Origin of the sequence: Sphaerisporangium album, assembly GCF_003323745.1 — a bacterium.
Classification (GTDB): Bacteria; Actinomycetota; Actinomycetes; order Streptosporangiales; family Streptosporangiaceae; genus Sphaerisporangium; species Sphaerisporangium album.
This window is the reverse complement of the sequence record NZ_QOIL01000024.1, coordinates 44,235-65,110: the sequence shown is the minus strand read 5'-3', so window position 1 is coordinate 65,110 and position 20,876 is coordinate 44,235. Positions and strand designations below refer to the sequence as shown.

At 72.1% G+C, this 20,876-nt stretch carries 21 protein-coding genes; 5 read left to right on the top strand and 16 right to left on the bottom strand.

All coding sequences use genetic code 11. The features are described from left to right. Positions 1-31: 31 nt before the first annotated feature. Both DQ384_RS32940 and guaB read right to left on the bottom strand, forming a co-directional pair. Positions 32-1,150, bottom strand: a complete 1,119-nt coding sequence (locus tag DQ384_RS32940; protein WP_114032785.1) for a GuaB3 family IMP dehydrogenase-related protein — start codon at positions 1,148-1,150, stop codon at positions 32-34. Between the two features lie 186 nt (positions 1,151-1,336). Next, a complete protein-coding gene (guaB, locus tag DQ384_RS32935) occupies positions 1,337-2,815 on the bottom strand; it encodes an IMP dehydrogenase (RefSeq protein ID WP_114032784.1) in 1,479 nt (492 codons plus the stop codon). A 224-nt stretch (positions 2,816-3,039) separates the two neighbouring features. Here guaB and DQ384_RS32930 point away from each other — a divergent pair, with 224 nt between their 5' ends. Next, positions 3,040-3,417: a DUF5319 domain-containing protein gene (locus tag DQ384_RS32930; protein WP_114032783.1), complete on the top strand. Its 378-nt coding sequence runs from the start codon at positions 3,040-3,042 to the stop codon at positions 3,415-3,417. On the opposite strand, the gene DQ384_RS40610 is transcribed toward DQ384_RS32930, so the two are convergent. From DQ384_RS40610 to groES, 4 genes are all read right to left on the bottom strand, one after another. Further along, entirely contained in the window at positions 3,378-3,584 is a 207-nt protein-coding gene (locus DQ384_RS40610; protein WP_147268978.1) for a hypothetical protein, read from the bottom strand. The genes DQ384_RS32930 and DQ384_RS40610 overlap by 40 nt on opposite strands. Further along, on the bottom strand, positions 3,581-4,207 hold the full coding sequence (locus DQ384_RS32925) for a sigma-70 family RNA polymerase sigma factor (protein ID WP_114032844.1): 627 nt from the start codon (positions 4,205-4,207) through the stop codon (positions 3,581-3,583). Before DQ384_RS32925 ends, DQ384_RS40610 begins: the two co-directional genes overlap by 4 nt. A 309-nt stretch (positions 4,208-4,516) precedes the next feature. Further along, positions 4,517-6,139, bottom strand: coding sequence for a chaperonin GroEL (groL, locus tag DQ384_RS32920; RefSeq protein ID WP_114032782.1), 1,623 nt, complete (start codon positions 6,137-6,139; stop codon positions 4,517-4,519). Between the two features lie 110 nt (positions 6,140-6,249). Next, complete coding sequence (gene groES / locus DQ384_RS32915; RefSeq protein ID WP_055482820.1) at positions 6,250-6,561, bottom strand: co-chaperone GroES; 312 nt, start codon at positions 6,559-6,561, stop codon at positions 6,250-6,252. Positions 6,562-6,896: 335 nt separating this feature from the next. Between groES and DQ384_RS32910 the strand changes: the two genes are divergently transcribed. Together DQ384_RS32910 and DQ384_RS32905 are read left to right on the top strand one after the other, a co-directional pair. After that, positions 6,897-8,069 carry a class I SAM-dependent methyltransferase gene (locus DQ384_RS32910; RefSeq protein WP_245966942.1) on the top strand — a complete coding sequence of 391 codons (1,173 nt, stop codon included), beginning with the start codon at positions 6,897-6,899 and terminating at the stop codon, positions 8,067-8,069. Positions 8,070-8,343: 274 nt separating this feature from the next. Next, the gene (locus DQ384_RS32905; RefSeq protein ID WP_147268977.1) at positions 8,344-9,858 is read left to right on the top strand and encodes a coiled-coil domain-containing protein; all 1,515 of its coding nucleotides are present in this window, start codon (positions 8,344-8,346) and stop codon (positions 9,856-9,858) included. Between the two features lie 15 nt (positions 9,859-9,873). Here the strand turns inward: DQ384_RS32905 and tsaD are convergent, their stop codons facing one another. From tsaD to DQ384_RS32855, 10 genes are all read right to left on the bottom strand, one after another. Beyond that, on the bottom strand, positions 9,874-10,905 hold the full coding sequence (tsaD, locus tag DQ384_RS32900; RefSeq protein ID WP_181871550.1) for a tRNA (adenosine(37)-N6)-threonylcarbamoyltransferase complex transferase subunit TsaD: 1,032 nt from the start codon (positions 10,903-10,905) through the stop codon (positions 9,874-9,876). Continuing rightward, positions 10,898-11,350: a ribosomal protein S18-alanine N-acetyltransferase gene (rimI, locus tag DQ384_RS32895; protein WP_181871554.1), complete on the bottom strand. Its 453-nt coding sequence runs from the start codon at positions 11,348-11,350 to the stop codon at positions 10,898-10,900. The genes tsaD and rimI overlap by 8 nt, the downstream gene beginning before the upstream one ends. A 44-nt stretch (positions 11,351-11,394) precedes the next feature. After that, positions 11,395-12,165: a tRNA (adenosine(37)-N6)-threonylcarbamoyltransferase complex dimerization subunit type 1 TsaB gene (tsaB, locus tag DQ384_RS32890; protein WP_114032778.1), complete on the bottom strand. Its 771-nt coding sequence runs from the start codon at positions 12,163-12,165 to the stop codon at positions 11,395-11,397. Between the two features lie 74 nt (positions 12,166-12,239). Then, positions 12,240-12,809 carry a class F sortase gene (locus tag DQ384_RS32885; RefSeq protein ID WP_114032777.1) on the bottom strand — a complete coding sequence of 190 codons (570 nt, stop codon included), beginning with the start codon at positions 12,807-12,809 and terminating at the stop codon, positions 12,240-12,242. Between the two features lie 22 nt (positions 12,810-12,831). After that, positions 12,832-13,332 carry a hypothetical protein gene (locus tag DQ384_RS32880; RefSeq protein ID WP_114032776.1) on the bottom strand — a complete coding sequence of 167 codons (501 nt, stop codon included), beginning with the start codon at positions 13,330-13,332 and terminating at the stop codon, positions 12,832-12,834. A gap of 305 nt (positions 13,333-13,637) precedes the next feature. Continuing rightward, positions 13,638-14,120, bottom strand: coding sequence for a tRNA (adenosine(37)-N6)-threonylcarbamoyltransferase complex ATPase subunit type 1 TsaE (gene tsaE / locus DQ384_RS32875; protein ID WP_114032775.1), 483 nt, complete (start codon positions 14,118-14,120; stop codon positions 13,638-13,640). After that, positions 14,117-15,199, bottom strand: coding sequence for an alpha/beta fold hydrolase (locus tag DQ384_RS32870; protein ID WP_114032774.1), 1,083 nt, complete (start codon positions 15,197-15,199; stop codon positions 14,117-14,119). Before DQ384_RS32870 ends, tsaE begins: the two co-directional genes overlap by 4 nt. A gap of 12 nt (positions 15,200-15,211) precedes the next feature. Next, positions 15,212-16,426, bottom strand: coding sequence for an alanine racemase (gene alr, locus DQ384_RS32865; protein ID WP_114032773.1), 1,215 nt, complete (start codon positions 16,424-16,426; stop codon positions 15,212-15,214). 140 nt (positions 16,427-16,566) lie between these two features. After that, positions 16,567-18,069 carry an NAD(P)H-hydrate dehydratase gene (locus DQ384_RS32860; protein ID WP_114032772.1) on the bottom strand — a complete coding sequence of 501 codons (1,503 nt, stop codon included), beginning with the start codon at positions 18,067-18,069 and terminating at the stop codon, positions 16,567-16,569. A 60-nt stretch (positions 18,070-18,129) separates the two neighbouring features. Continuing rightward, a complete protein-coding gene (locus DQ384_RS32855) occupies positions 18,130-18,480 on the bottom strand; it encodes a holo-ACP synthase (RefSeq protein WP_114032771.1) in 351 nt (116 codons plus the stop codon). Between the two features lie 355 nt (positions 18,481-18,835). On the opposite strand from DQ384_RS32855, the gene coaA reads away from it, so the two are divergent. Together coaA and DQ384_RS32845 are read left to right on the top strand one after the other, a co-directional pair. After that, positions 18,836-19,759, top strand: coding sequence for a type I pantothenate kinase (gene coaA, locus DQ384_RS32850; protein ID WP_114032770.1), 924 nt, complete (start codon positions 18,836-18,838; stop codon positions 19,757-19,759). Between the two features lie 130 nt (positions 19,760-19,889). Continuing rightward, positions 19,890-20,855 carry a DUF389 domain-containing protein gene (locus DQ384_RS32845; protein ID WP_114032842.1) on the top strand — a complete coding sequence of 322 codons (966 nt, stop codon included), beginning with the start codon at positions 19,890-19,892 and terminating at the stop codon, positions 20,853-20,855. The last annotated feature ends 21 nt before the right edge of the window (positions 20,856-20,876 follow it).

The following is a 20,876-nucleotide window of genomic DNA, read 5'->3' as shown; positions in this document are numbered from 1 at the left end:
CCTGTGCGGCGGGGCCTGGGGCCGAAGAAGGTCAGTGGGGGTGCGGGGCGACGACGACCTCGACGCGCTGGAACTCCTTCAGGTCGGAGTAGCCCGCCGTGGCCATCGTGCGGCGCAGGGCGCCCATCAGGTTCATCGAGCCGTCGGCGACGCTGGACGGGCCGTGCAGGATCTGCGCCATCGTGCCGATGGTGCCGACCTCCACGCGGGCGCCGCGCGGCAACTCGCCGTGGTGCGCCTCCGAGCCCCAGTGGTGCCCCCGGCCCGGGGCCTCGGCCGCCCGGGCGAGCGGGGAGCCCACCATGACCGCGTCGGACCCGCAGGCGATCGCCTTGGCGATGTCGCCGGAGCTGGTCATGCCGCCGTCGGCGATGACGTGGACGTACCGGCCGCCCGACTCGTCCAGGTAGTCGCGGCGCGCGGCCGCGACGTCGCCGATCGCCGTGGCCATCGGGACGGCCACGCCCAGCACCGTGCGGGTGGTGTGGCCCGAGCCGCCGCCGAAGCCCACGAGCACGCCCGCCGCGCCGGTGCGCATGAGGTGGAGGGCGGCGGTGTAGGTGGCGCAGCCGCCGACGATCACCGGGACGTCCAGCTCGTAGATGAACTGCTTGAGGTTCAGCGGCTCGGCGCGGCCGGAGACGTGCTCGGCCGAGACCGTGGTGCCGCGGATGACGAAGATGTCGGCCCCGGCGTCGATCACGGCCTTGTAGTGCTGCGCGGTGCGCTGCGGGGACAGCCGGGCGGCGGTGGTCACGCCGGCGGACCTGATCTCCTCGATGCGGCGGCCGATGAGCTCGTCGCTGATCGGCGCGGAGTAGATCTCCTGGAGGCGCTTGGTCGCGGCCTCCCCGCGCAGCTCGGCGACCTCCGACAGCAGCGACGAGGGGTCCTCGTAGCGGGTCCAGAGCCCTTCCAGGTCGAGCACGGCGAGGCCGCCGAGCCGCCCGATCTCGATCGCCGTCTTCGGCGAGACCACGCTGTCCATCGGGCTCACCACGACGGGCAGGTCGAAGCGGTAGGCGTCGATCTGCCAGGAGATCGAGACCTCCTCGGGGTCACGGGTGCGCCGCGAGGGCACGATGCCGATCTCGTCCAGCGCGTAGCCCCGGCGCCCGCTCTTGCCACGCCCGATTTCTACCTGAGTCATGCTTTTCGTCGTTCCCGTCGTCTGGAAAACCGATTGCTCGTGGTGGATATGTCCTGGCTCGGCGCACCGGCAACGGACGGGCGGCACCCCCCTTGGCTTCTTCCCGGGGTGGATGCCGTCATGTCCGGCGCGGGGCGCCCGTCCGAGATCGCGTCACCTCGGCGGGCCGCCCGTACGGCCGGGGGCTCAGCGCCCGTGGTAGTTCGGCGCCTCCACGGTCATCTGGATGTCGTGGGGGTGGCTCTCTTTGAGGCCGGCCGCGGTGATCGGCATCAGCATGGCGTTCTCGTGGAGCTGGTCGATCGTGCGGGCGCCGGCGTACCACATGCCCTGGCGCAGGCCGCCGACGAGCTGGTGGGCGACGGCGGCCACCGGGCCGCGGTAGGGCACCTGGCCCTCGATGCCCTCGGGGATGAACTTGTCCTCGCCGGAGACGGCCTCCTGGGCGTAGCGGTCCTTGCTGAAGGAGCCGCCGCGCTCGCGGTTGCGCACCGCGCCCAGCGAGCCCATGCCCCGGTAGGACTTGAACTGCTTGCCGTTGATGAAGATCAGCTCACCGGGCGACTCCTCGCACCCTGCCAGCAGCGAGCCCAGCATCACGGTGTTGGCGCCGGCGGCCAGAGCCTTGGCGATGTCCCCGGAGTACTGGAGGCCGCCGTCGCCGATCACCGGCACGCCGGCCGGACCGCAGGCCAGGGACGCCTCGTGGATCGCGGTGACCTGCGGCGCGCCGACGCCCGCCACGACGCGGGTGGTGCAGATGGAGCCGGGGCCGACCCCGACCTTGACGGCGTCGGCGCCCGCGTCGATCAGCGCCTGCGCGCCCGCCCGCGTGGCGACGTTGCCGCCGATGACGTCGACCCGGCCGTTCGCCTTGATCTTGGCGATCATGTCGCACACGCCGCGCGAGTGGCCGTGGGCGGTGTCGACGACGATGACGTCCACACCGGCGTCGATCAGGGCCATCGCGCGCTGCTCGGCGTCGCCCGCGACCCCGACGGCCGCCCCGACGACCAGGCGGCCGTCGGCGTCCTTGGTCGCGAAGGGATATTGCTCGCTCTTGGTGAAATCTTTGACCGTGATGAGGCCGCGCAGCCTGCCGTCCGGGTCGACGATCGGGAGCTTCTCGACCTTGTTGTGGCGCAGCAGGCGGAACGCCTCGTCGCGGGACACGCCGACCGGGGCCGTGATCAGAGGCATCGAGGTCATGACCTCGTGCACCGGGCGGCTGAGGTCGCTCTCGAAGCGCATGTCGCGGTTGGTCACGATGCCCACCAGGACGCCGTGCTCGTCGGTGACCGGGACGCCGGAGATGCGGTACTCGGCGCACAGGGCCTCGACGTCGGCGAGGGTGTGGCCGGGCGCGCAGGTCACGGGGTGGGTGACCATGCCGGCCTCGGAGCGCTTGACCAGATCGGCCTGCTGGGCCTGGTCGGCGATGGACAGGTTGCGGTGGAGCACGCCGAGCCCGCCCTGCCGCGCCATCGCCACGGCCATGCGCGCCTCGGTGACGGTGTCCATCGCGGCGGACACCAGCGGGATGCGCAGGGTGATCGACCTGGACAGGCGGGTGGTGGTGTCGGCCTCACCCGGCTGCAGGTCGGAATACGCGGGCACCAGGAGCACGTCGTCGAACGTGAGCCCCGGTTCGGTGAACTTGGCCATCTACGACCCTCCTGCCATGGCGCGCTGAAGATGGGGTAAGGCGCCGGCCCCCGCAGTCAGTTTAGTGTCCCGCTGGTCACGGCCATTGCGGTCCTGTGGATAACCTGGCGGCGACCGCTCGGTCACCGCTTGCCAACGGGCGGCCCTCGCCAAGGTAGGTCGGCTTACTGGTTCCCCACCCACTTGCCCTCATCAGGGTAGGTGGGGGTCATAAGGTGGAATGCGTGCTGGAAGACGTCCCCCGCGATCCCTTCGCGGACGACCCGAACGACCCCGCGTCGGCGCTGGGCGAGCTCGACGACTCCGAGCCGCTGACCTTGGCCGAGCGCGACGAGGCGCTCACCGACCTCGCCGACGTGGAGGTCTTCCGCTCCCTGCTGGAGCCGCAGGGCGTGCTCGGGCTCGTGCTCGACTGCCCGGAATGCGGCGAGCAGCATTACTTCGACTGGGATCTGCTGCGCGGCAACCTGCGGCAGATGATCGACCACGGCCGTCCACAGGTGCACGAGCCCGCCTTCGAGCCCGACCCCGCCGACTACGTCACCTGGGAGTACGCCCGGGGCTACGTCGACGGGGTGATCGACACCGAAGAGAGCCGCTGATCGACGTCCTCGGTGAGGGCGCGCAGCAGGCTCACCACGGCATCGTCCTGCTCGCCGGTCGCCTCGCGGCGCGCGAGCGCGTCGATGATCGCGTCCGTGCTGAGCACCCGGGGGTCGGTCTCGGCCCCGCGTTTTCGTAGCGAACGCGCCGGATGGACAGCGGTCAAGCTATCGACTCCATGTCGGCCATCGCCCGAAGCCTTGCCAGCGCCCGATGCTGGGCGACGCGAACCGCACCTGGTGACATACCGAGTACGTTACCCGTCTCCTCGGCCGACAGTCCCGAGACCACCCGCAAAATGATCAGTTCGCGCTGGTTCTCGGGAAGCCGGGAGAGCAGCTCCCGGGCGTGCGCCGCCTCGATGTAGCGGACGACGGTCTCCTCCGGCCCCGGCCCCTGGTCCGGTCCGTCCGGAAGGTCCTGCGTCGGCACGGCCGAGCGGACCGAGCTGCGCAGGGCGTCCGCGACCTTGTGGGAGGCGATGCCGAACACGAAGGAAGCGAACGGGCGGCCCATGTCACGGTAGCGCGGCAGGGCCGCCAGCACCGCGATGCAGACTTCCTGGGCCACGTCGTCGGCTATGTGGTAATGACCGGACACCCGGCCCAATCGAGCACGGCAATAGCGCACCACCATCGGGCGCAACTGCCCCAGCAATGTTTCGATCGCGGTGCGATCCCCCTGTACGGCAAGGCTCGTCAGATCCCTGAGGTCGGACTCGTCCGATCTCGTCGCAAGCCTTACCCCAGTCTTGGCGTCGGCGACGCATCCCTCGGTCACGTTAGGCATGATGCCCGCCACGATCGCGCATGTCGTCATGGTGAACGGATACGGATTGGTCACATTGACGCGACGATAACGCAGGGTAATCAAACGCACACAGCCACGTTTGCGCATTTCACTCGCGCACCCGAATTCGCGGGATATTCGTCAGATGTCGCGCCTGCTCGCGAGGGGCCTCGGCTGACGCCCCGGCCCGCCGATCGGTTTACCTCGGCGTCAAATCCGCGGACGCGAAAATCGATTCAACAAAAAGTACGGCCCGCGTCCGTGAGGACGCGAGCCGTACTCGGAGCCGTACCGGGGCGAGGGCCGGGCTCAGTGGCCGTGGCCGTGCCCGTGACCCTGGCCGCCGGCGGCCGGGGCCTCCTCCTCGGGCTTGTCGACCACGAGGACCTCGGTGGTGAGCAGCATGCCGGCGATGGACGCGGCGTTCTGCACGGCCGAGCGGGTGACCTTCACCGGGTCGATGACGCCCTGGGCCACCAGGTCGCCGTACTCGCCGGTCGCGGCGTTGAGGCCGTGGCCGACGGGCAGCTCGCTGATCTTCGCGGTGACGACGTAGCCCTCGTGGCCGGCGTTCTCGGCGATCCAGCGGGCCGGCTCGACCAGCGAGCGGCGGACGATGGAGACGCCGGTGGCCTCGTCCCCGGTCAGGCCGAGGTCGTCGAGGTCCTTGGACAGGTGGACGAGCGCGGAGCCACCGCCGGAGACGATGCCCTCCTCGATCGCGGCGCGGGTCGCGGAGATCGCGTCCTCGAGACGGTGCTTCTTCTCCTTGAGCTCGACCTCGGTGGCCGCGCCGACGCGGAGGATGCAGATGCCCCCGGACAGCTTGGCGAGGCGCTCCTGGAGCTTCTCGCGGTCCCAGTCGGAGTCGGTCTGCTCGATGGCGTACTGGATCTCACGGACGCGGTCGGCGATCGCCTGCGGGTCGCCGGCGCCGTCGACGATGGTCGTGTTGTCCTTGGTGACCACGATGCGACGGGCGCTGCCGAGCACCTCGGTGCCGACGTTGTCGAGCTTGAGGCCGAGCTCCTCGGAGACCACCTGGCCGCCGGTGAGGATCGCGATGTCCTGCAGCATGGCCTTGCGGCGGTCGCCGAAGCCGGGCGCCTTGACCGCGACGGAGGTGAACGTGCCGCGGATCTTGTTGGTGACCAGGACGGCCAGGGCCTCGCCCTCGACGTCCTCGGCGACCACGAACAGCGGCTTCTTGGTCTGGGCGACCTTCTCCAGCAGCGGGAGGAACTCGGCGATCGAGGAGATCTTGCCGCTGTGCAGCAGCACGAACCCGTCCTCGAGCACGGCCTCCATGCGCTCGGGGTCGGTCACCATGTACGGCGACAGGTAGCCCTTGTCGAACTGGAGCCCTTCGGTGAACTCCAGCTCCAGGCCCATGGTGTTGGACTCTTCGACGGTGATCACACCGTCCTTGCCCACCTTGTCGAACGCCTCGGCGATGAGCTCGCCGATCTTGGCGTCCTGCGCGGAGATCGTGGCCACATTGGCGATCTCCTTCTTGTCCTCGACCGGGCGGGAGCGCTCGAGGAGGCGGTCGCTGACGGCGCGGGCGGCCAGGTCGATGCCGCGCTTCAGCGAGAGCGGGGAGGCGCCGGCCGCGACGTTGCGCAGGCCCTCGCGCACCATGGCCTGGGCCAGGACGGTGGCGGTGGTGGTGCCGTCACCCGCGACGTCGTTGGTCTTGGTCGCCACTTCCTTGGCGAGCTGGGCGCCGAGGTTCTCGTACGGCCTGTCGAGCTCCACCTCACGGGCGATCGTCACGCCGTCGTTCGTGATGGTGGGGGCGCCGAACTTCTTGTCGATGACGACGTTCCGGCCGCGCGGCCCGAGGGTCACCTTGACCGCGTCCGCGAGAGCGTTCACGCCGCGCTCGAGAGCGCGCCGCGCGTCCTCGTCGAACTCCAGGATCTTGGGCATTTAAGGTCCTCTCAGCATCAGAGGCCCCGGGGCCTCAGTTACAGGACCCGGGGCATGACACGCGTATTTTGTAAGGCTCCGGACTGGTAGTCGCTCGCGCGCTCCGGGCTTTACTTCTCGATGATCGCGAGAACGTCACGGGCGGAGAGCACGAGGTACTCCTCGCCGCCGTACTTGACCTCGGTACCGCCGTACTTGCTGTAGAGGACGACGTCCCCTTCCTTGACGTCGAGCGGAATACGCTTCTCGCCGTCCTCGTCCCAGTTGCCGGGGCCCACCGCGAGGACCTTGCCCTCCTGCGGCTTCTCCTTGGCGGTGTCCGGGATGACCAGACCGGAAGCGGTCGTCTGCTCGGCCTCAAGCGGCTGGACCACGATGCGGTCGCCGAGCGGCTTAACGGGAACCTTGGTGGCGGTCGTCACGATCGGACCTCCCCTTCAGAATGCGTTGATGGCTGAAGAGGCGACCAGCGGCCTGCCGTCGCGGGTGTCAGACCTGCCTCGTCGCATTTTCGTCTTGGCACTCTCAATGGTCGAGTGCCAACACTGAACAGTATGCAAGGCCGCCGACACAGTCAACACGGACAGGCCGCCCCAGCTCAGAACGCTTTCCCCCTCGCGCGAACACGCCGCACGTCTCGCCCACAATGTCTGTATTTATGGCGCGATCTCCGGTCGCGAGGCGTGCGGGCACGCCCACGGTCCAGGTCCGGGGCTGTGGGCCTCGCCATGCGCGGGGCGCGCTAGCGTCAGTACGCGTGGAGCTTGATGCTTTTCGCGAGTTGCTGACGCCGCATGGGCAGGAGGCGCTCGGCGAGGCCGAGGCGGCGGTGGCGGAGGGCGCGGATCCGGTCGTGGCGGCGAGCCGGCTGAGGAAGAGCCATGACGCGGCGCTCACCGGCGCGGCCCTCACGCAGGCCCGGTTGCGGGCGCGCGGGGTCGTGAAGTTCGGCGAGGACGCCGCGCGCATGTACTTCACCCCCGACGGCCTGGAGCAGGCCACCCGCGCCGAGGTCGCCGCCCACCGCGCCCGCCGCTTCGCGCCCGGCACGCGGGTGGCGGACGCCTGCTGCGGCATCGGCGGCGACCTGATCGCCCTGGCCCGCGCCGGCTGCCGGGTGGACGCCGTGGACCTCGACCCGCTCACCGTGGAGGTGGCGCGGGCCAACGCCGCCGCGCTGGGCCTCGCGGACCGCGTCACCGTCCGGCGGGGCGAGGCGTCCGAGATCGAGCCAGAAGCCTACGACGTGCTGTTCGCCGACCCGGCGCGGCGCTCGACCGGCAGGCGCGTGTTCGACCCGATGGCCTACTCCCCGCCGTGGCCGGTCGTGCTGGACCTGGTGGCGCGGGCGGGGGCGGCCTGCCTGAAGGTCGCGCCCGGCATCCCGTACGAGCTGATCCCCGAGGGCGCCGAGGCCGAGTGGGTGTCCTACCGGGGCGAGGTCAAGGAGGCCGTCCTGTGGACCGGCGCCCTCGCCGCGCGCCCCGGCGGCCGGGCGACGATGCTGCCGTCCGGCGAGACGCTCACCGCCGACCCCTCGCTGGGGCCCGCCGGGCACGGCCCCGTCGCGCGGTACCTGTACGAGCCGGACGGCGCCGCGATCCGCGCGCATCTGGTGGCCGAGGTCGCCGCCCTGGTGGACGGCCACCTGATCGACCCGCAGATCGCCTACATCACCGGCGACGCGCCCGTCCGCACGCCGTGGGCGACGCGGTACGAGGTGCTGGAGACGCTGCCCTTCTCGCTGAAGCGCCTGCGCGCGGCGCTGCGCGAGCGCCGGATCGGCACGGTGACGCTGAAGAAGCGCGGCTCCGCGCTGGACCTGGAGCGGCTGCGAAAAGACCTCCGCCTTTCTGGCGACAAATCGTGTGTTGTTGCCCTTACTCGCATCGGCACGCATCCTTTCGCGTTCATCTGCCAACCGGCCTGAGGCACGCTAACCGACCGGCGTTCGACTCACCCGCCGACCGCTCTGACCTGCGCAAACGTTTCACAACCCGCCAAACCCACCATAATCACGAAGTTTTAAAGTCGGCCCCGAAAGTCTTCGGCCGAGCCACTACAGTTGGCCAGCGCGGGATTTTGGCCGGATCGATCGCCGACCCGCCTTATTCGTCAACTACGTCAACTATTCGTCGTGCCACGACGACCAGGACCGACCCCACCGCCGTGCGGCCGACGGCCCGCGAGTGAAGGAGCTTCCGGTGGATCACTCCAACCACACCCTCCTCCAGGCGGGCGACCAGACCGCCATCTCCGACAGGATGCGCGAGCTCCTCGCCCGGGCGGCCCAGGACCACGTCTACGAGCAGCGCACCCAGGGGGCCGTGCTCGACGAGATCCGGCAACGGCTCGAAGGCATGGAATGGCTGCTGCGCGAGGTCCGCGAGCGCGAGCTCGGCGGCCTCAGCGGCGCGCTGGAGGGGGTCAGCGGGCGGCTCGGCGAGCTCGCCACCCGGCCCCCCGTGTGGGCGGAGGGCCTGGCCCAGCACGTCGAGGCCGTGCGCGACCGGGTGGACGGCGTGGGCAACCGCCTCGCCGGGCTCGGCGACCGCATCGAGGTCGTCAGCGACCGCGTCAAGCCCATCGCCGACCTGTCCGGCCTCTGGACCGACCTCGCAACGGTGCGCGAGGGCGTCGCCGAGGCCCTCAAACGCCTCCAGGCCGTCCTGGACGGCGGCCAGGCGATCCCCGAGCGCCTCGGCGAGTTCGCGCGCCGCCTGGACCAGCTCGCCTCCAGCATGGAGGCCGCGGGCGGCCGGTTCACCCGCCTGGACAAGGCGCTGACCGACCTCACCCAGCGCACCGAGCGGCTGGAGGGCGGCGTCCTCGACCTCACCGAGGGCCTGGAGGAGACCCTGCCCTCGGCGATCGACCGCCTTACCGGCACGGTCGAGCGGCTCGCCGGCAAGCTGGACGACATGAGCGCCAGGCTGGAGGCGGCCGAGACGCGGCTCGGCGACCGGCTCGACGGGGTGGACGGGCGCGTGGCCGGCGTCGAGACCCGCCTGGCCGGCATGGACGGCACGCTCGCGGCCGTCCCCGGGCGCTTCGACGACGTGGACAGCCACCTGGGCGCCGTACGCGGCCGCTTCGACACGGTGGACGCCCGGCTGCGCAGCCTGGACGAGCGCGTCGAGGCCTCCGACGCCCGGCTCACCGTCCTGGACGACCTGGGCGAGCGGCTCACCGGCGTCGACGACGGGCTGAGCGGCCTCGACCGGCGGCTCACCGACGTGGACGGCCGCCTCACCGGCTTCGACCAGCGGTTCACCGGCATCGACGGCGCCCTGTCGCGCCACGACGAGCGCTTCGGCACCATCGGCGCGAGCTTCGAGGACGTCAACGAGCGGCTGGAGATGGTGGACGACCGCGTGGAGGCCGTCAACCAGCGCGTCGGCCAGCTCCCCGCGCTGCTGGAGGTCGGCGAGGTGCACAAGCGCGTCGGCGAGCTGCTCGACGCGAAGGGGGGCGACCAGGGCAAGCGGTTCGACCGCATCGACGAGAAGCTCGCCGAGACCGTCGCGTCCCTGCCCCCGCTCGCGGAGCTCGTCGACCTGGTGCGGGCCCGCCCCGACCGCGACCAGCTCTCGCAGACCGTGAACGAGGTCGTCCAGCCCGCCCGCACCGACCTCACCCGCAGGCTCGGCGCCCTGGAGGAGACGATGCTCGCCCTCGCCGAGGCCCTGCTACGCCCCGCCCGCCCGGTCAAGGACTGACCGCGAGCCGCCGTATCACATGTGGACGGTCGTGATCGGCAGGGAGGAGTCGGCCGGGATGTCCAGGGCGGACGGGCCGATGCCCGCGGCGACCAGCTCGGACCCGAGCGCGGCGATCATGGCGCCGTTGTCCGTGCACAGCCCCGGCCGGGGCACCCGCAGCCGCACCCCGGCGGCGTCGCACCGCTCCTGGGCCAGCGCCCGCAGCCGGGAGTTGGCCGCGACGCCGCCGCCGATCAGCAGGTCCTGAACGTCGTACTTGCGGCACGCCTGCAACGCCTTGCGGGTCAGCACGTCGACCACGGCCTCCTGGAAGGACGCGGCGACGTCGGCCACCGGCACCGTCTCCCCCGCACGCTCCTTGGCCTCGACCCAGCGCGCGACCGCGGTCTTCAGGCCCGAGAACGAGAAGTCCAGCGTGCCGTCGTCGTACTTGCCCCTCGGGAACGCGACCGCCGCCCCCGACCCCTGCGCGGCGGCCCGGTCGATGTGGGGCCCGCCCGGGAAGGGCAGGCCGAGCACCCGGGCCACCTTGTCGAACGCCTCGCCCGCGGCGTCGTCCACCGTCGAGCCGAGCGAGATCACGTCCTTGGCGACGTCGGGCACCAGCAGCAGCGACGAGTGGCCGCCGGAGACCAGCAGCGCGATCGACGGCTTGGGAAGCGGGCCGTGTTCGAGCTGGTCCACCGCGACGTGCGCGGCCAGGTGGTTCACGCCGTACAGCGGCACGCCGAGCCCCACCGCGTACGCCTTGGCGGCGGCCACGCCGACCAGCAGCGCGCCCGCGAGCCCGGGGCCCGCCGTCACGGCCACCGCGTCGATGTCGGCGAACCGCACCCCGGCCTGGTCGAGGGCGCGCTCGACCGTCGGCGTCATCGCCTCGAGGTGGGCGCGCGAGGCCACCTCGGGCACGACGCCGCCGAACCGGGCGTGCTCCTCGACGCTGGAGGCGACGGCGTTGGCGAGCAGGGTCTGCCCGCGCACGATGCCGACCCCGGTCTCGTCGCACGAGGTCTCGATGCCCAGCACCAAGGGCAGGTCAGCCATTTCGATCATCCCCCTGGCCGTTCAGCGACCTCATCATCATGATCGCGTCGGTTCCGTCGTCGTAGTAGTCGCGGCGCAGGCCGATGCGCTCGAACCCGAAGCGCTCGTACATCGCCTGCGCGGGCGGGTTGTCCGCGCGGACCTCCAGGAACACCGCCGTCACGCCCCGGCGCGCCGCCTCGGCGAGCAGCTCGGTCAGCATGGCGCTGCCGATGCCGGACCGCTGGTGGCCCGCGAGCACCGCGATCGTCTGCACGTCCGCCTGGTCGGCCGCCGCCGCGAGGCCCGCGTACCCGACGATCTCGTCGCCGGCCACGGCCACGACGTAGTGGCGGGTGCGCGGCTGGTCGGCCAGCTCGCCCCGCAGCATGCCCTCGCTCCAGGCGTCGAGCGGGAACGTCGAGCGCTCGATGGCGAGGACGGCGGGCAGGTCGGCCTCGGTCATCTGCCGCAGCGTGGCCGCGCTCAGGCGGCGGCCCTCCGCCGGGCTCACGCCGTGACCTTCTTCGGCGGGCCGGGCACCCGGGCGTCGGGACGGCGCAGGTAGATCGGCCGCGGCAGGGTCAGCACGGCGTCACCGGTGCCCGAACCGGCGGCGTCCCCCGAGTCGTCGTCCGCGAGAGCGGCCACGGTGCCGTGGCCGCTGACGGGCTCACCGGCGGTGGAGGCGTGATGGGCATGACCGGCGGCCATGAGCGTCAGGCGTTCGACGGCCAGGGCGGCCAGGGCGCCGGCCCCGGGATACTCGGGGGCGCCCTCCACCAGGCGTGCCTCGCCGAACGCGCCGGCGTGCATGCGCGCGCCCGCGCCCACCAGGGGCAGCTCGCCGGGCACGTCCCCGGGCCGGTCGACCGACGGCCCCGAGACCCGCGTGCGCATGTCGGCGTACTGCGCCCAGAACACCTCTTTTCGCCGCGCGTCCGTCGCCACGAGGAACGGCTCGGAGAGCCCGCTCGCGTAGGCGAGGACGTCCAGCGTGCACAGGCCGTACGCCGCGGCGCCCGTGGTGGACGCCAGCGCCTGGGCGGTCATCAGGCCGACCCGCAGCCCGGTGTACGGCCCAGGCCCCGACCCGGCCACGATCGCCGTGACGTCCTTGAGCACCGCCCCCGCCTCGCGCAGCACCTCGCGCACGGACGGAATCAGCAGCTCACCATGCCGGCGAGCGTCAACCGTCGTGACCTCGGCGAGCACGCGCTCACCATCGTGAAGCGCGGCGGTGACAGCCGGAGTCGCAGTATCGAAAGCCAAGACCAGCACAAACGCCTAGCTTAGTTGCGTCCGACCGCCGCCCGAGCCGAGTGAGCCCCGTGAACCCGGCCTCAACGCCTCCCTCACGCGTCCGAAGGCCGCGCCACGAGCGTCGCGTAAACGATCACGTTGTCCTGATATTCGTGCGTTTTGCGGTCGAAGACGCCGCCGCAGGTGACCAGGCGGAGGCCGTCGTCCACGTAGACGCGCTCCGACGGGAAGTGGTCCTTGGAGATCTGCTCCACCGACTCGACGCGGTACTGGGCGGTTTTGCCGTCGCTGCGGAGGACCTTGACGACGGCGCCCTTCTTGACCTCGCGGAGGCGGTAGAAGACGGCCGGGGCGGTCTTGGTGTCGACGTGGCCGATGATCACCGAGGGGCCGTCGTCGCCGGGGACGACGCTCTCGTCGAACCAGCCCGCCGTCGAGGGCTTCTCGAACGGCGGCAGCTCGACCTCCCCGTCATCGGCGAGCCCGAGCTTCATCAGCGGGGCCTTGAGGCCGAGCGAGGGGATCTCGAGCCGTTTGGGGACGGCGGCCGTGACCCGGGGCGCCTCGGCCTCCTTGCGCGGCCCGCCGGTGAGTGCGTACATGACCGTGCCGGTGACGAACCCCGCCACCACGATCTTCAACCACTTGGGGGTGTCGGCCATCGGGAGGAGACGCGTTCGGGGCTCAGCGCGACCTGGAGTTGTGCCGCGCCAGGGCGACGCCGCCGCCGAGTGCCGCGAGCAGCGCCACGACGGTCACGGCCGTGGGGATGCCGGAAGGCTCGTCCCCGGACGCGGCGCTCGCCGCCGTGCCACCGCCTCCGGCCCTCGGCGCGCGGCTCGGCACGACGCGCGTCCTGGTGGGCTTGGGCGTCGCGCGGGCGGTGAGGGTGAGCGTGGTCCTGCCGGTGTCGTTGGTGCCGTCGCACTTGACGTCGACCTGGTAGCGGCCGGGCCGGGCGTCCTCGTTGACGAGCGCGAAGCCGTGCACCTCGGGCGAGGGCGCCGCGGTGACGGGCGTGGAGGACGCGGCGGGGGTGGACGGCGGCGGCTGGGTGAGGGTGACGACACCGGTGAAGGAGTTGGACCGCGCCGTCGCGCGGTAGTCGGTGCCGCCCTGGGGAACGGGGCAGAACGCCCGGACGCGGACCGACCGCGACGCCCCGCTCTGCACTTTGTCCGGCACGAGCTGAACGCGGATGTCCTGCCTGCTGATCGTTGGAGACGGCGTTGGAGCCGCGCCGGTCTGGGCTTCGGCGGTGCACGCGACCCCGCCTAAGAGAAGGAATGCACCCGACACCGCGACCCGCCCGACCCTGTGCACCGTCGCACTCCACTTCGCCGTACGATCCGACCCCGCCCGATACGACCACACCTGGGCTTTACCTAACCTGCATACCCAGAATTAACAGGCCAATCCATCGGAACGATCTTCATTACCGATGATCCGCAACAACTCAGGAGTGCGTCAAGACAGGCAAGGTTACCGGTCTAGATCGGCGAACGCGGTCGATCCGGGGAGGCGCCGGTACCGTTCCATCGCGCCCCGACCCCGCGGACCTCGACGAACCGCTCCTCGCCGCTCTCGCCGCGCCGGATGGACACCTCCAGCCGGTCGTCCGCCAACCCTTCGACCAGGCCCTCGCCCCACTCGACGACGGTCACCGAGTCCTCCAAGGAGGCGTCGAGGTCGAGGTCGTCGACCTCCAGCGCGCCGCCGATGCGGTAGGCGTCGGCGTGGACCAGCGCGGGGCCGCCCGCCAGCGAGGGGTGGACCCGGGCGATCACGAACGTCGGCGAGGTGATCGGCCCGCGGACCTTCAGGCCCTCGGCGAGGCCCTGCACGAGCGTGGTCTTGCCGGCGCCGAGCGGCCCCGACAGCACCATCAGGTCGCCGGGGCCGAGCAGCCGGGCGAGCTCCTCGCCCAGGGCGCGCATGTCCTCGGTCGTGGGCACGTGCCGCGAAAGCGTCATACGGCCTCCCTCCCCGCCCCCGCGGAGCCGCCGCCGGTGTCCTCGGCGCGCTTGATCAGCTCGGTCAGGGTCTCGTTCACGGTCTCGGGGTTCTCCAGGGGCACCAGGTGGGAGGCGCCGTCGATGACGGTCAGCCGGGCACTGGGCAGGCCCGCGCTGATCGCCCTGCTGTGGTCGGGCGGGGTCAGCCAGTCGCTCGCGCCCACGATGATCTCCGTGGGCACCTTGTCCAGCACGCCGAGCGCGGACAGCTTGTCGTGGGACATCAGCGCCGGGTAGAAGTCCGCGATGACGTCGGTGGGCGTGGAGCGGATCATCGACTCGGCGAAGTCGACCACCGTCGGGCTGATCGAGGACGGGTCGCCGAACCCGAGGAAGCGCAGCGCCAGGAACGACACGTCGTTACCCGCCTGTCTGCCCTTGTCGATGAGGGCGGCGCGGCGGCCCAACATGGAGACGGCGGGCGCCGCCGCCCAGTGGACGGCCTTGGAGATCAGGGCGGGCAGCCCGAGCGTGATCTCGGCGAGCTTGCCGGCGGAGGTGGAGATCAACGCGACGCCGCGCACCTTGTCGCCGAACAGCTCGGGGTGGGCGTCGGCCAGGGCCATCACCGTCATGCCGCCCATGGAGTGGCCCACGAGCACGCACGGCCCCGGCACCAGCGTCTTCAGCACCTCGGCCAGGTCGGCGCCCAGGCGGTCGATCGTGCAGTCCTCGGCGGGGGTGCGCGTGGAGCGGCCGTGGCAGCGCTGGTCCCAGAAGACCAGGCGGTGGGTGTGGCGCAGGTCGCGGCGCTGGTAGTGCCAGGAGTCGAGGTTCAGCGTGTAGCCGTGGCAGAAGACGACCGTCAGCGCGGCGTCCTCGGGCCCGTCGACCTCGGCGTACAACTCGACCCCGTCGGAGGTCTTCACGATGGCCGGACGGCCCCGCAGCTCGCCGAAGGGCTCGCTCGCCTCCAGGTCGGGCCTGAGGCGGATGCGCCCCACGGCGTACCTTTTGGCCAGGGCGGCAGCCGCCACGCCCGCCGACGCGGTTCCGACGATCGCCCCCGCGATGCCGACCCTGCGGCGTGTGGACATCCCAACCTCCTCTTAGCGGTAAACGCGCGGCACGCGTGAACCAATCCTGGTCACGATCTCATGAGTGATCGTGCCTAGGGAATCCGCCCATTCCTGTGCGGTCGGCTCGCCGTCCGCACCCGATCCGAACAGCACGACCTCGTCTCCTTCGGCGATCGGATCGTCCCCGACGTCGATCATGAACTGGTCCATGCAGACCCGTCCCGCGACCCGGCGGCGGCGCCCGGCCGCGAGCACCTCGGCGCGGTTGGTGGCGCCGCGCAGCACGCCGTCGGCGTACCCGAGGGGAACCAGGGCGACGGTGGTCTCGCGCTCGGTCGTGTAGAGGTGGCCGTACGAGACTCCCGTGCCGGGCGGCACGCGCTTGGCCAGGGCGACGCGGGCGGTGAGCGTCATCGCCGGGCGCAGGCCGAAGTCGCCGAGCTCCGGGATGGGGCTGAGGCCGTACACCGCGATGCCGGGGCGCACCATGTCGTAGTGGGTCCCGGGCAGCGAGACCGTGGCGGCCGAGTTGGCGAGGTGGCGCAGGACGTGCGACCCGGTGATCCCCGCCTTCTCGGCGAGGCTCACCGCGTCGTCGAACTCGGCGATCTGGCGGGCGATCGAGGGGTGCCCGGGGATGTCGGCGCAGGCGAAGTGGGACCACAGGCCGACGATCTCGATGACGCCCTCGGCCTGGGCGGCCAGCGCGGTGTCGAGCAGCGCGGCCCACTCGCGGGCGGTCGCGCCGCCCCGCGTGATGCCGGTGTCGATCTTGAGGTGGACGCGCGCCACGCGGCCGGTGCGCCGGGCGGCGGCGGAGATGTCCCCGACCAGCCAGGGCGCCCCGGCCGACAGCTCGACGCCGGCCGTGAGCGCCTCGTCCAGCGGCTCGCCCGGGGTGAGGATCCAGGACAGGACGGGCGCCGTCACGCCGGCCGCGCGCAGTTCCAGGGCCTCCCGGACGTAGGCGGTGCCGAGGCGGGTGGCCCCGCCCTCCAGGGCGGCGCGCGCGCAGGGCACGAGGCCGTGGCCGTAGCCGTCGGCCTTGACGGCGACCATCATCTCGGAGGCGCGGGAGTGCTCGCGCAGGACGGCCACGTTGTGCCTGATCGCCGTCAGGTCGACGCGGGCCTCGGCAGGAGTGACGAGGGAACCGCGCGTGACCGCTCCGCTCTCCGGAGAGAGCGGCTGCCCGCTTCCCTCGGCCGAGGTCGGCGGCGGCCAGGCCCTGCCCGTTCCGGGCACGGGTACCGTCTCGGGAAGGCGGTTCCCCCGCTGGGTGAAGTCGCCGGTCCCCTCGCTAGCTGTAATGGGAGCTCACCCTCTCATTTCGCAGTGTGCCGCCGGCGACCGGACCCGTGCCCTGGCCAGGCCGGGTAAACCTGTCAGGCGCCCGCCGTGAGGGCGCGGAGCGCGCCGGGAAGTTCCAGCGCGACGTCCAGCGCCGCGATGGGCGCCTCGCCCGTGCGCGGATCGCCCGCGGCGGCCCGGGCGGCCAGGCCGTGCACATAGGCCGCGCACGAAGCCGCGTCATAGCAACTCAACCCCCCGGCGAGGAAGGCTCCGGCGATGCCGGCGAGCACGTCCCCCGTGCCGCCGGTGGCGAGCCACGGAGTGCCCGTGAGGTTCACGCGGACGGGCCGGCCCTCCTCGGCGACCAGGGTAGTCGACCCCTTGAGCAGAACCGTCACGCCGAGCTCCTCGGCCGCGCGCCGCGCGTAGTGGAGCCTGCGGGCCTCGATCTCGCCGGACGGCACGTCGAGCAGGCGGCCGAGCTCGCCGGCGTGGGGAGTGAGGAGCGTGGGGGCGTCGCGCCGCAGGAGCGAGGGGTCGCGAGCGGCCAGCGTGAGCCCGTCGGCGTCGACGAGCACCGGCACGTCGCTCCGAAGGACCGACCTGGCCAGCGCGTGGGCGTCGTCGTCGGTGCCCATGCCGGGCCCGAGCACCCACGCCTGCACCCGCCCGACCTCGCTCACCCCCTCGCCCGGGGCGAGGATCGTGGTGATCGCCTCCGGCCACCTGGCCCTGACGTACCGGACGGGCTCGGCGGCGCTCGCGAAGCGCACCAGCCCGGCGCCCGCCCGCACGGCGCCGCCGACGGTGAGCACGGCCGCGCCGGTGAAGCGGTCGCTGCCCGCGACGACGCCGACCACCCCGCGCCGGTACTTGTTGGACTCGGGTTCGGGCTTCGGCAGCCGGTCGGCGACGTCGGGGCCGGTGAGCGCGGTCACGCCCGGTTCCGGCAGCCAGGGGCCGAGACCGATGTCCACCGGGCTCAGCAGGCCGACGTGGCTCGCGCCCGGGTCGATCAGCAGGCCGGCCTTCACGGCCCCGAAGGTCACGGTGACGTGCGCGCGCACCGCCTCGCCCTCGACCTCGCCGGTGCTCGCGTCCACCCCGCTCGGCACGTCCACCGCGACGACGATGCCGGGGGCATGGGCGCTGAGCCGGGCCAGCGTGACGTACGGCTCACGCAGCGCGCCGGCGCCGCCGATGCCCACCAGGCCGTCCAGGATCACATCGGCACGGTCGATCAGCCGGGCGAGCGCCGGATCGGCGTGGGCGTCGGCCCCGCGCAGGTCGAGCGTTCTGCCGCCCGCGCGCCGCAGCTCGGCGAGGCCGCCCTCGTGCGCCGACCGCCCGGCGAGCACGGCGTGCACCCGCGCGCCCCTGCGGGCCAGGTACGCCCCGGCGTACAGGGCGTCGCCGCCGTTGTCGCCGGCGCCGACGAGCAGCACGACGCGCGAGCCGTACACGGCGGGCAGCAGGCCGGCGCAGGTGGCGGCGAGCCCGGTGGCGGCGCGGCGCATGAGCGTGCCCTCGGGCAGGCGGCTCATCAGCTCGCGCTCGGCCGCCCTGATCTCGTCGGAGGTGTACGCGGTCAGCATTCCACCGAATCTAGCCCTCCCCGATCATCGAGGCGAAGGCCACCCGCCGGAGCGCTCCCGTCAACCCTCGGCGATCACGTACGCGATCGCGAAACCGCCGTCGTGGCTCAGGGACACGTGCCACCGGCGCACGCCCAGCTCGCGGGCGAGGTCGCTGACCCGCCCGGTGAGCCGGAGCACGGGCCTGCCGAGGGCGGCCGTCGTGATCTCGGCGTCGCGGTGGGCGAGGCCGGGCGGCGCGCCGAGCGCCTTGGCCGCGGCCTCCTTGGCCGCGAACCGCGCGGCGAGGGAGGCGATGGGCAACCCGATCTCGACCTCGGTGAACAGGCGCTCGCGTAGCTTGGGGGTACGTTCCAACGCGGTGTCCAGGCGGGCGATCTCGACGATGTCGACGCCGATGCCGACGATCACCGGCCCGCCCTCCCCGGCGCCGGCGGGCGCCGTAGGGGTGGCGAGGCGTGCCGTCCTGCCCTGACAGGCTCAGGGACTTCGTGCGGCACCCGCGCGAAGGCGGGGGTCCCGACGCTCGGGCGCACCGGAGCGGCAGGTGGCGGCCATTGCGTCACGGTCCAATCTTGCCCCACTTCAGCAGCTCGGGTCTCCTTGCAGGGCCCCCCGGTATCGCCCCACCCCTACCCCTAGACCGGCACCCCTGTGTGATCATCCCGAAGATCCGCTCCCCCTCTTCTCCCCCGGGAAAGGCCGCGCCCGCCGCGCCGAGGCCCCCGAGCGGCCGGGCCCAAGGCCCTCAGTAGAGTTTGCGGCCATGGAGGCACCCACGCCGTACGTCGAGCTGAGCCGCGAGCAGTGGCGGGACCTACGCCTGAACACGCCTCTCACCTTGACGGCCGAGGAGCTGGAAGAGCTTCGCGGCGTCGACGACCCGATCGACCTCGCCGAGGTCACCGACATCTACCTGCCGCTGACCCGGCTGCTCAACCTGCACTTCACCGGGGCGCGGCAGCGCAGCGCGGCGGTGAACACCTTCCTCGGCGACGACCACGCGCCGCCGCCGTACATCCTCGGCATCGCGGGCAGCGTCGCGGTCGGCAAGTCGACCACGGCGCGGCTGCTGCACACGCTGCTGGCCCGCTGGCCCGAGCACTCCCGGGTCGAGCTGATCACGACCGACTCCTTCCTGTACCCGAACAAGGTGCTGGAGGAGCGCGGCATCCCCCACCGCAAGGGCTTCCCCGAGAGCTACGACCGGCGGGCGCTGGTCCGCTTCGTCGCCGAGGTGAAGGCCGGGGTCCCGGAGGTCCGCGCGCCCGTTTACAGCCACCTGGAGTACGACATCGTGCCCGGCGCGGTGCAGACCGTGCGGCGGCCGGACATCCTCATCGTGGAGGGGCTGAACGTGCTGCAACCGGCTCCCCCCGCGGCGCTGGCGGTGAACGACTACTTCGACTTCTCGATCTACGTGGACGCCAAGGTCGAGGACATCCGCACCTGGTACGTCGACCGCTTCCACAAGCTGCGCCGCACGGCCTTCGCCGACCCGAAGTCGTACTTCTCCTACATCGCCGACATGTCGGAGGAGGAGGCGACCCGGTTCGCCAGGAACGTCTGGCGGGACGTCAACGAGCTGAACCTGGTGGAGAACATCGCCCCCACCCGTGGCCGCGCGGGCCTCGTCCTGCTGAAGGGCTCCGACCACTCCGTCCGCCGCATCCGCCTGCGCCGCACGTAGCCGTACCAAGCCACGCGGCGCCACCTGACCGCACCGACCACACCAGGCCGTACGAAGCCGCCCGGCCCCGCGAAACGCGTCCCGGGGAGTCGTCGCGTGCGCGGGGCCGCGCCGTGCGTACGCTTTGCCGGTGCTGCACTTACGCGTCATCTGCCCGGCCGAGCGCAGCTCCGCCGTGCTGGACCTGCTCAACGACGCGGCCGGCGTCACCAACGTCGTCGTCCTGCCGGGCGCGGGCCACCGGCCGAAGGGCGACGTGGTGCTGTTCGACGTCGCCCGCGAGGCCGCCAGCGAGCTGCTGGGCCACCTGAAGGAACTCGGCATGGCCGACGACGGCTCGATCGCGGTGGAACGGGTGGACTTCTCCCTCTCGCGCGTCGCCGAGGAGGCCGAGGCCGAGGCCCCCGGCGCGCCCGAGGACGCGGTGGTCTGGGAGGAACTCTCCCGGCAGGTGTCCTCCGACTCCCGGATCACCTGGGCGTACCTCGCGTTCCTCGCCATCGCCACGCAGATCGCGGCCATCGGCGTGCTGCTGCCGTCGATCATCCTCATCGTCGGCGCGATGGTCCTCGGCCCGGAGTTCGGGGCGGTGGCGGCGATCTGCTTCGGCATCCTGCGCGGGCACCCTCGCCTGGTCACGTCGGCCCTGCGCACCCTGGCGGTCGGGTTCACGGTGGCCATCGCGGTCACGTGCGCCTGCGCGCTGGTCTCGCGCGGCCTGGGCTGGATCGGGCCCGGCAGCCTGGCCGGCCACGAAGAGGTCGACTTCATCGTCAAGCCCGACAAATGGTCCTTCATCGTGGCACTGCTCGCCGGGGCCGCCGGGGTGCTGTCGGTGACGGCGGGCAAGTCCTCGGCGCTGGTCGGCGTCTTCATCTCGGTCACCACCGTCCCGGCCGCCGGGTACGCCGCCGTGGCCGTCGCCCTCGGCCGGTGGGGCGACGTCGCGGGCTCCGTGGCGCAGCTCGCGGTCAACATCACCGGGATGGTCATCGCGGGCACGGCCACGCTCCTCGTCCAGAGGTTCTTCTGGTCCAGGTACGGCCTGCGGATCACGCCGCCCACCGCGCGGATGAGGAGGAGTTCCTCCCTGTGACGGAGGAACCACCGGACGGAC

What these genes read in the sequence shown, in the direction of transcription:
- DQ384_RS32885 (WP_114032777.1), bottom strand. Translation starts at nt 12,809, where the DNA reads ATGGCCGACACCCCCAAGTGGTTGAAGATCGTGGTGGCGGGGTTCGTC.
- DQ384_RS32940 (WP_114032785.1), bottom strand. Translation starts at nt 1,150, where the DNA reads ATGACTCAGGTAGAAATCGGGCGTGGCAAGAGCGGGCGCCGGGGCTAC.
- tsaE (WP_114032775.1), bottom strand. Translation starts at nt 14,120, where the DNA reads ATGACGCTTTCGCGGCACGTGCCCACGACCGAGGACATGCGCGCCCTG.
- guaB (WP_114032784.1), bottom strand. Translation starts at nt 2,815, where the DNA reads ATGGCCAAGTTCACCGAACCGGGGCTCACGTTCGACGACGTGCTCCTG.
- rimI (WP_181871554.1), bottom strand. Translation starts at nt 11,350, where the DNA reads ATGACCGAGGCCGACCTGCCCGCCGTCCTCGCCATCGAGCGCTCGACG.
- DQ384_RS32925 (WP_114032844.1), bottom strand. Translation starts at nt 4,207, where the DNA reads ATGCCTAACGTGACCGAGGGATGCGTCGCCGACGCCAAGACTGGGGTA.
- coaA (WP_114032770.1), top strand. Translation starts at nt 18,836, where the DNA reads ATGGAGGCACCCACGCCGTACGTCGAGCTGAGCCGCGAGCAGTGGCGG.
- DQ384_RS32860 (WP_114032772.1), bottom strand. Translation starts at nt 18,069, where the DNA reads ATGCTGACCGCGTACACCTCCGACGAGATCAGGGCGGCCGAGCGCGAG.
- tsaD (WP_181871550.1), bottom strand. Translation starts at nt 10,905, where the DNA reads ATGGCTGACCTGCCCTTGGTGCTGGGCATCGAGACCTCGTGCGACGAG.
- DQ384_RS32870 (WP_114032774.1), bottom strand. Translation starts at nt 15,199, where the DNA reads ATGTCCACACGCCGCAGGGTCGGCATCGCGGGGGCGATCGTCGGAACC.
- groL (WP_114032782.1), bottom strand. Translation starts at nt 6,139, where the DNA reads ATGCCCAAGATCCTGGAGTTCGACGAGGACGCGCGGCGCGCTCTCGAG.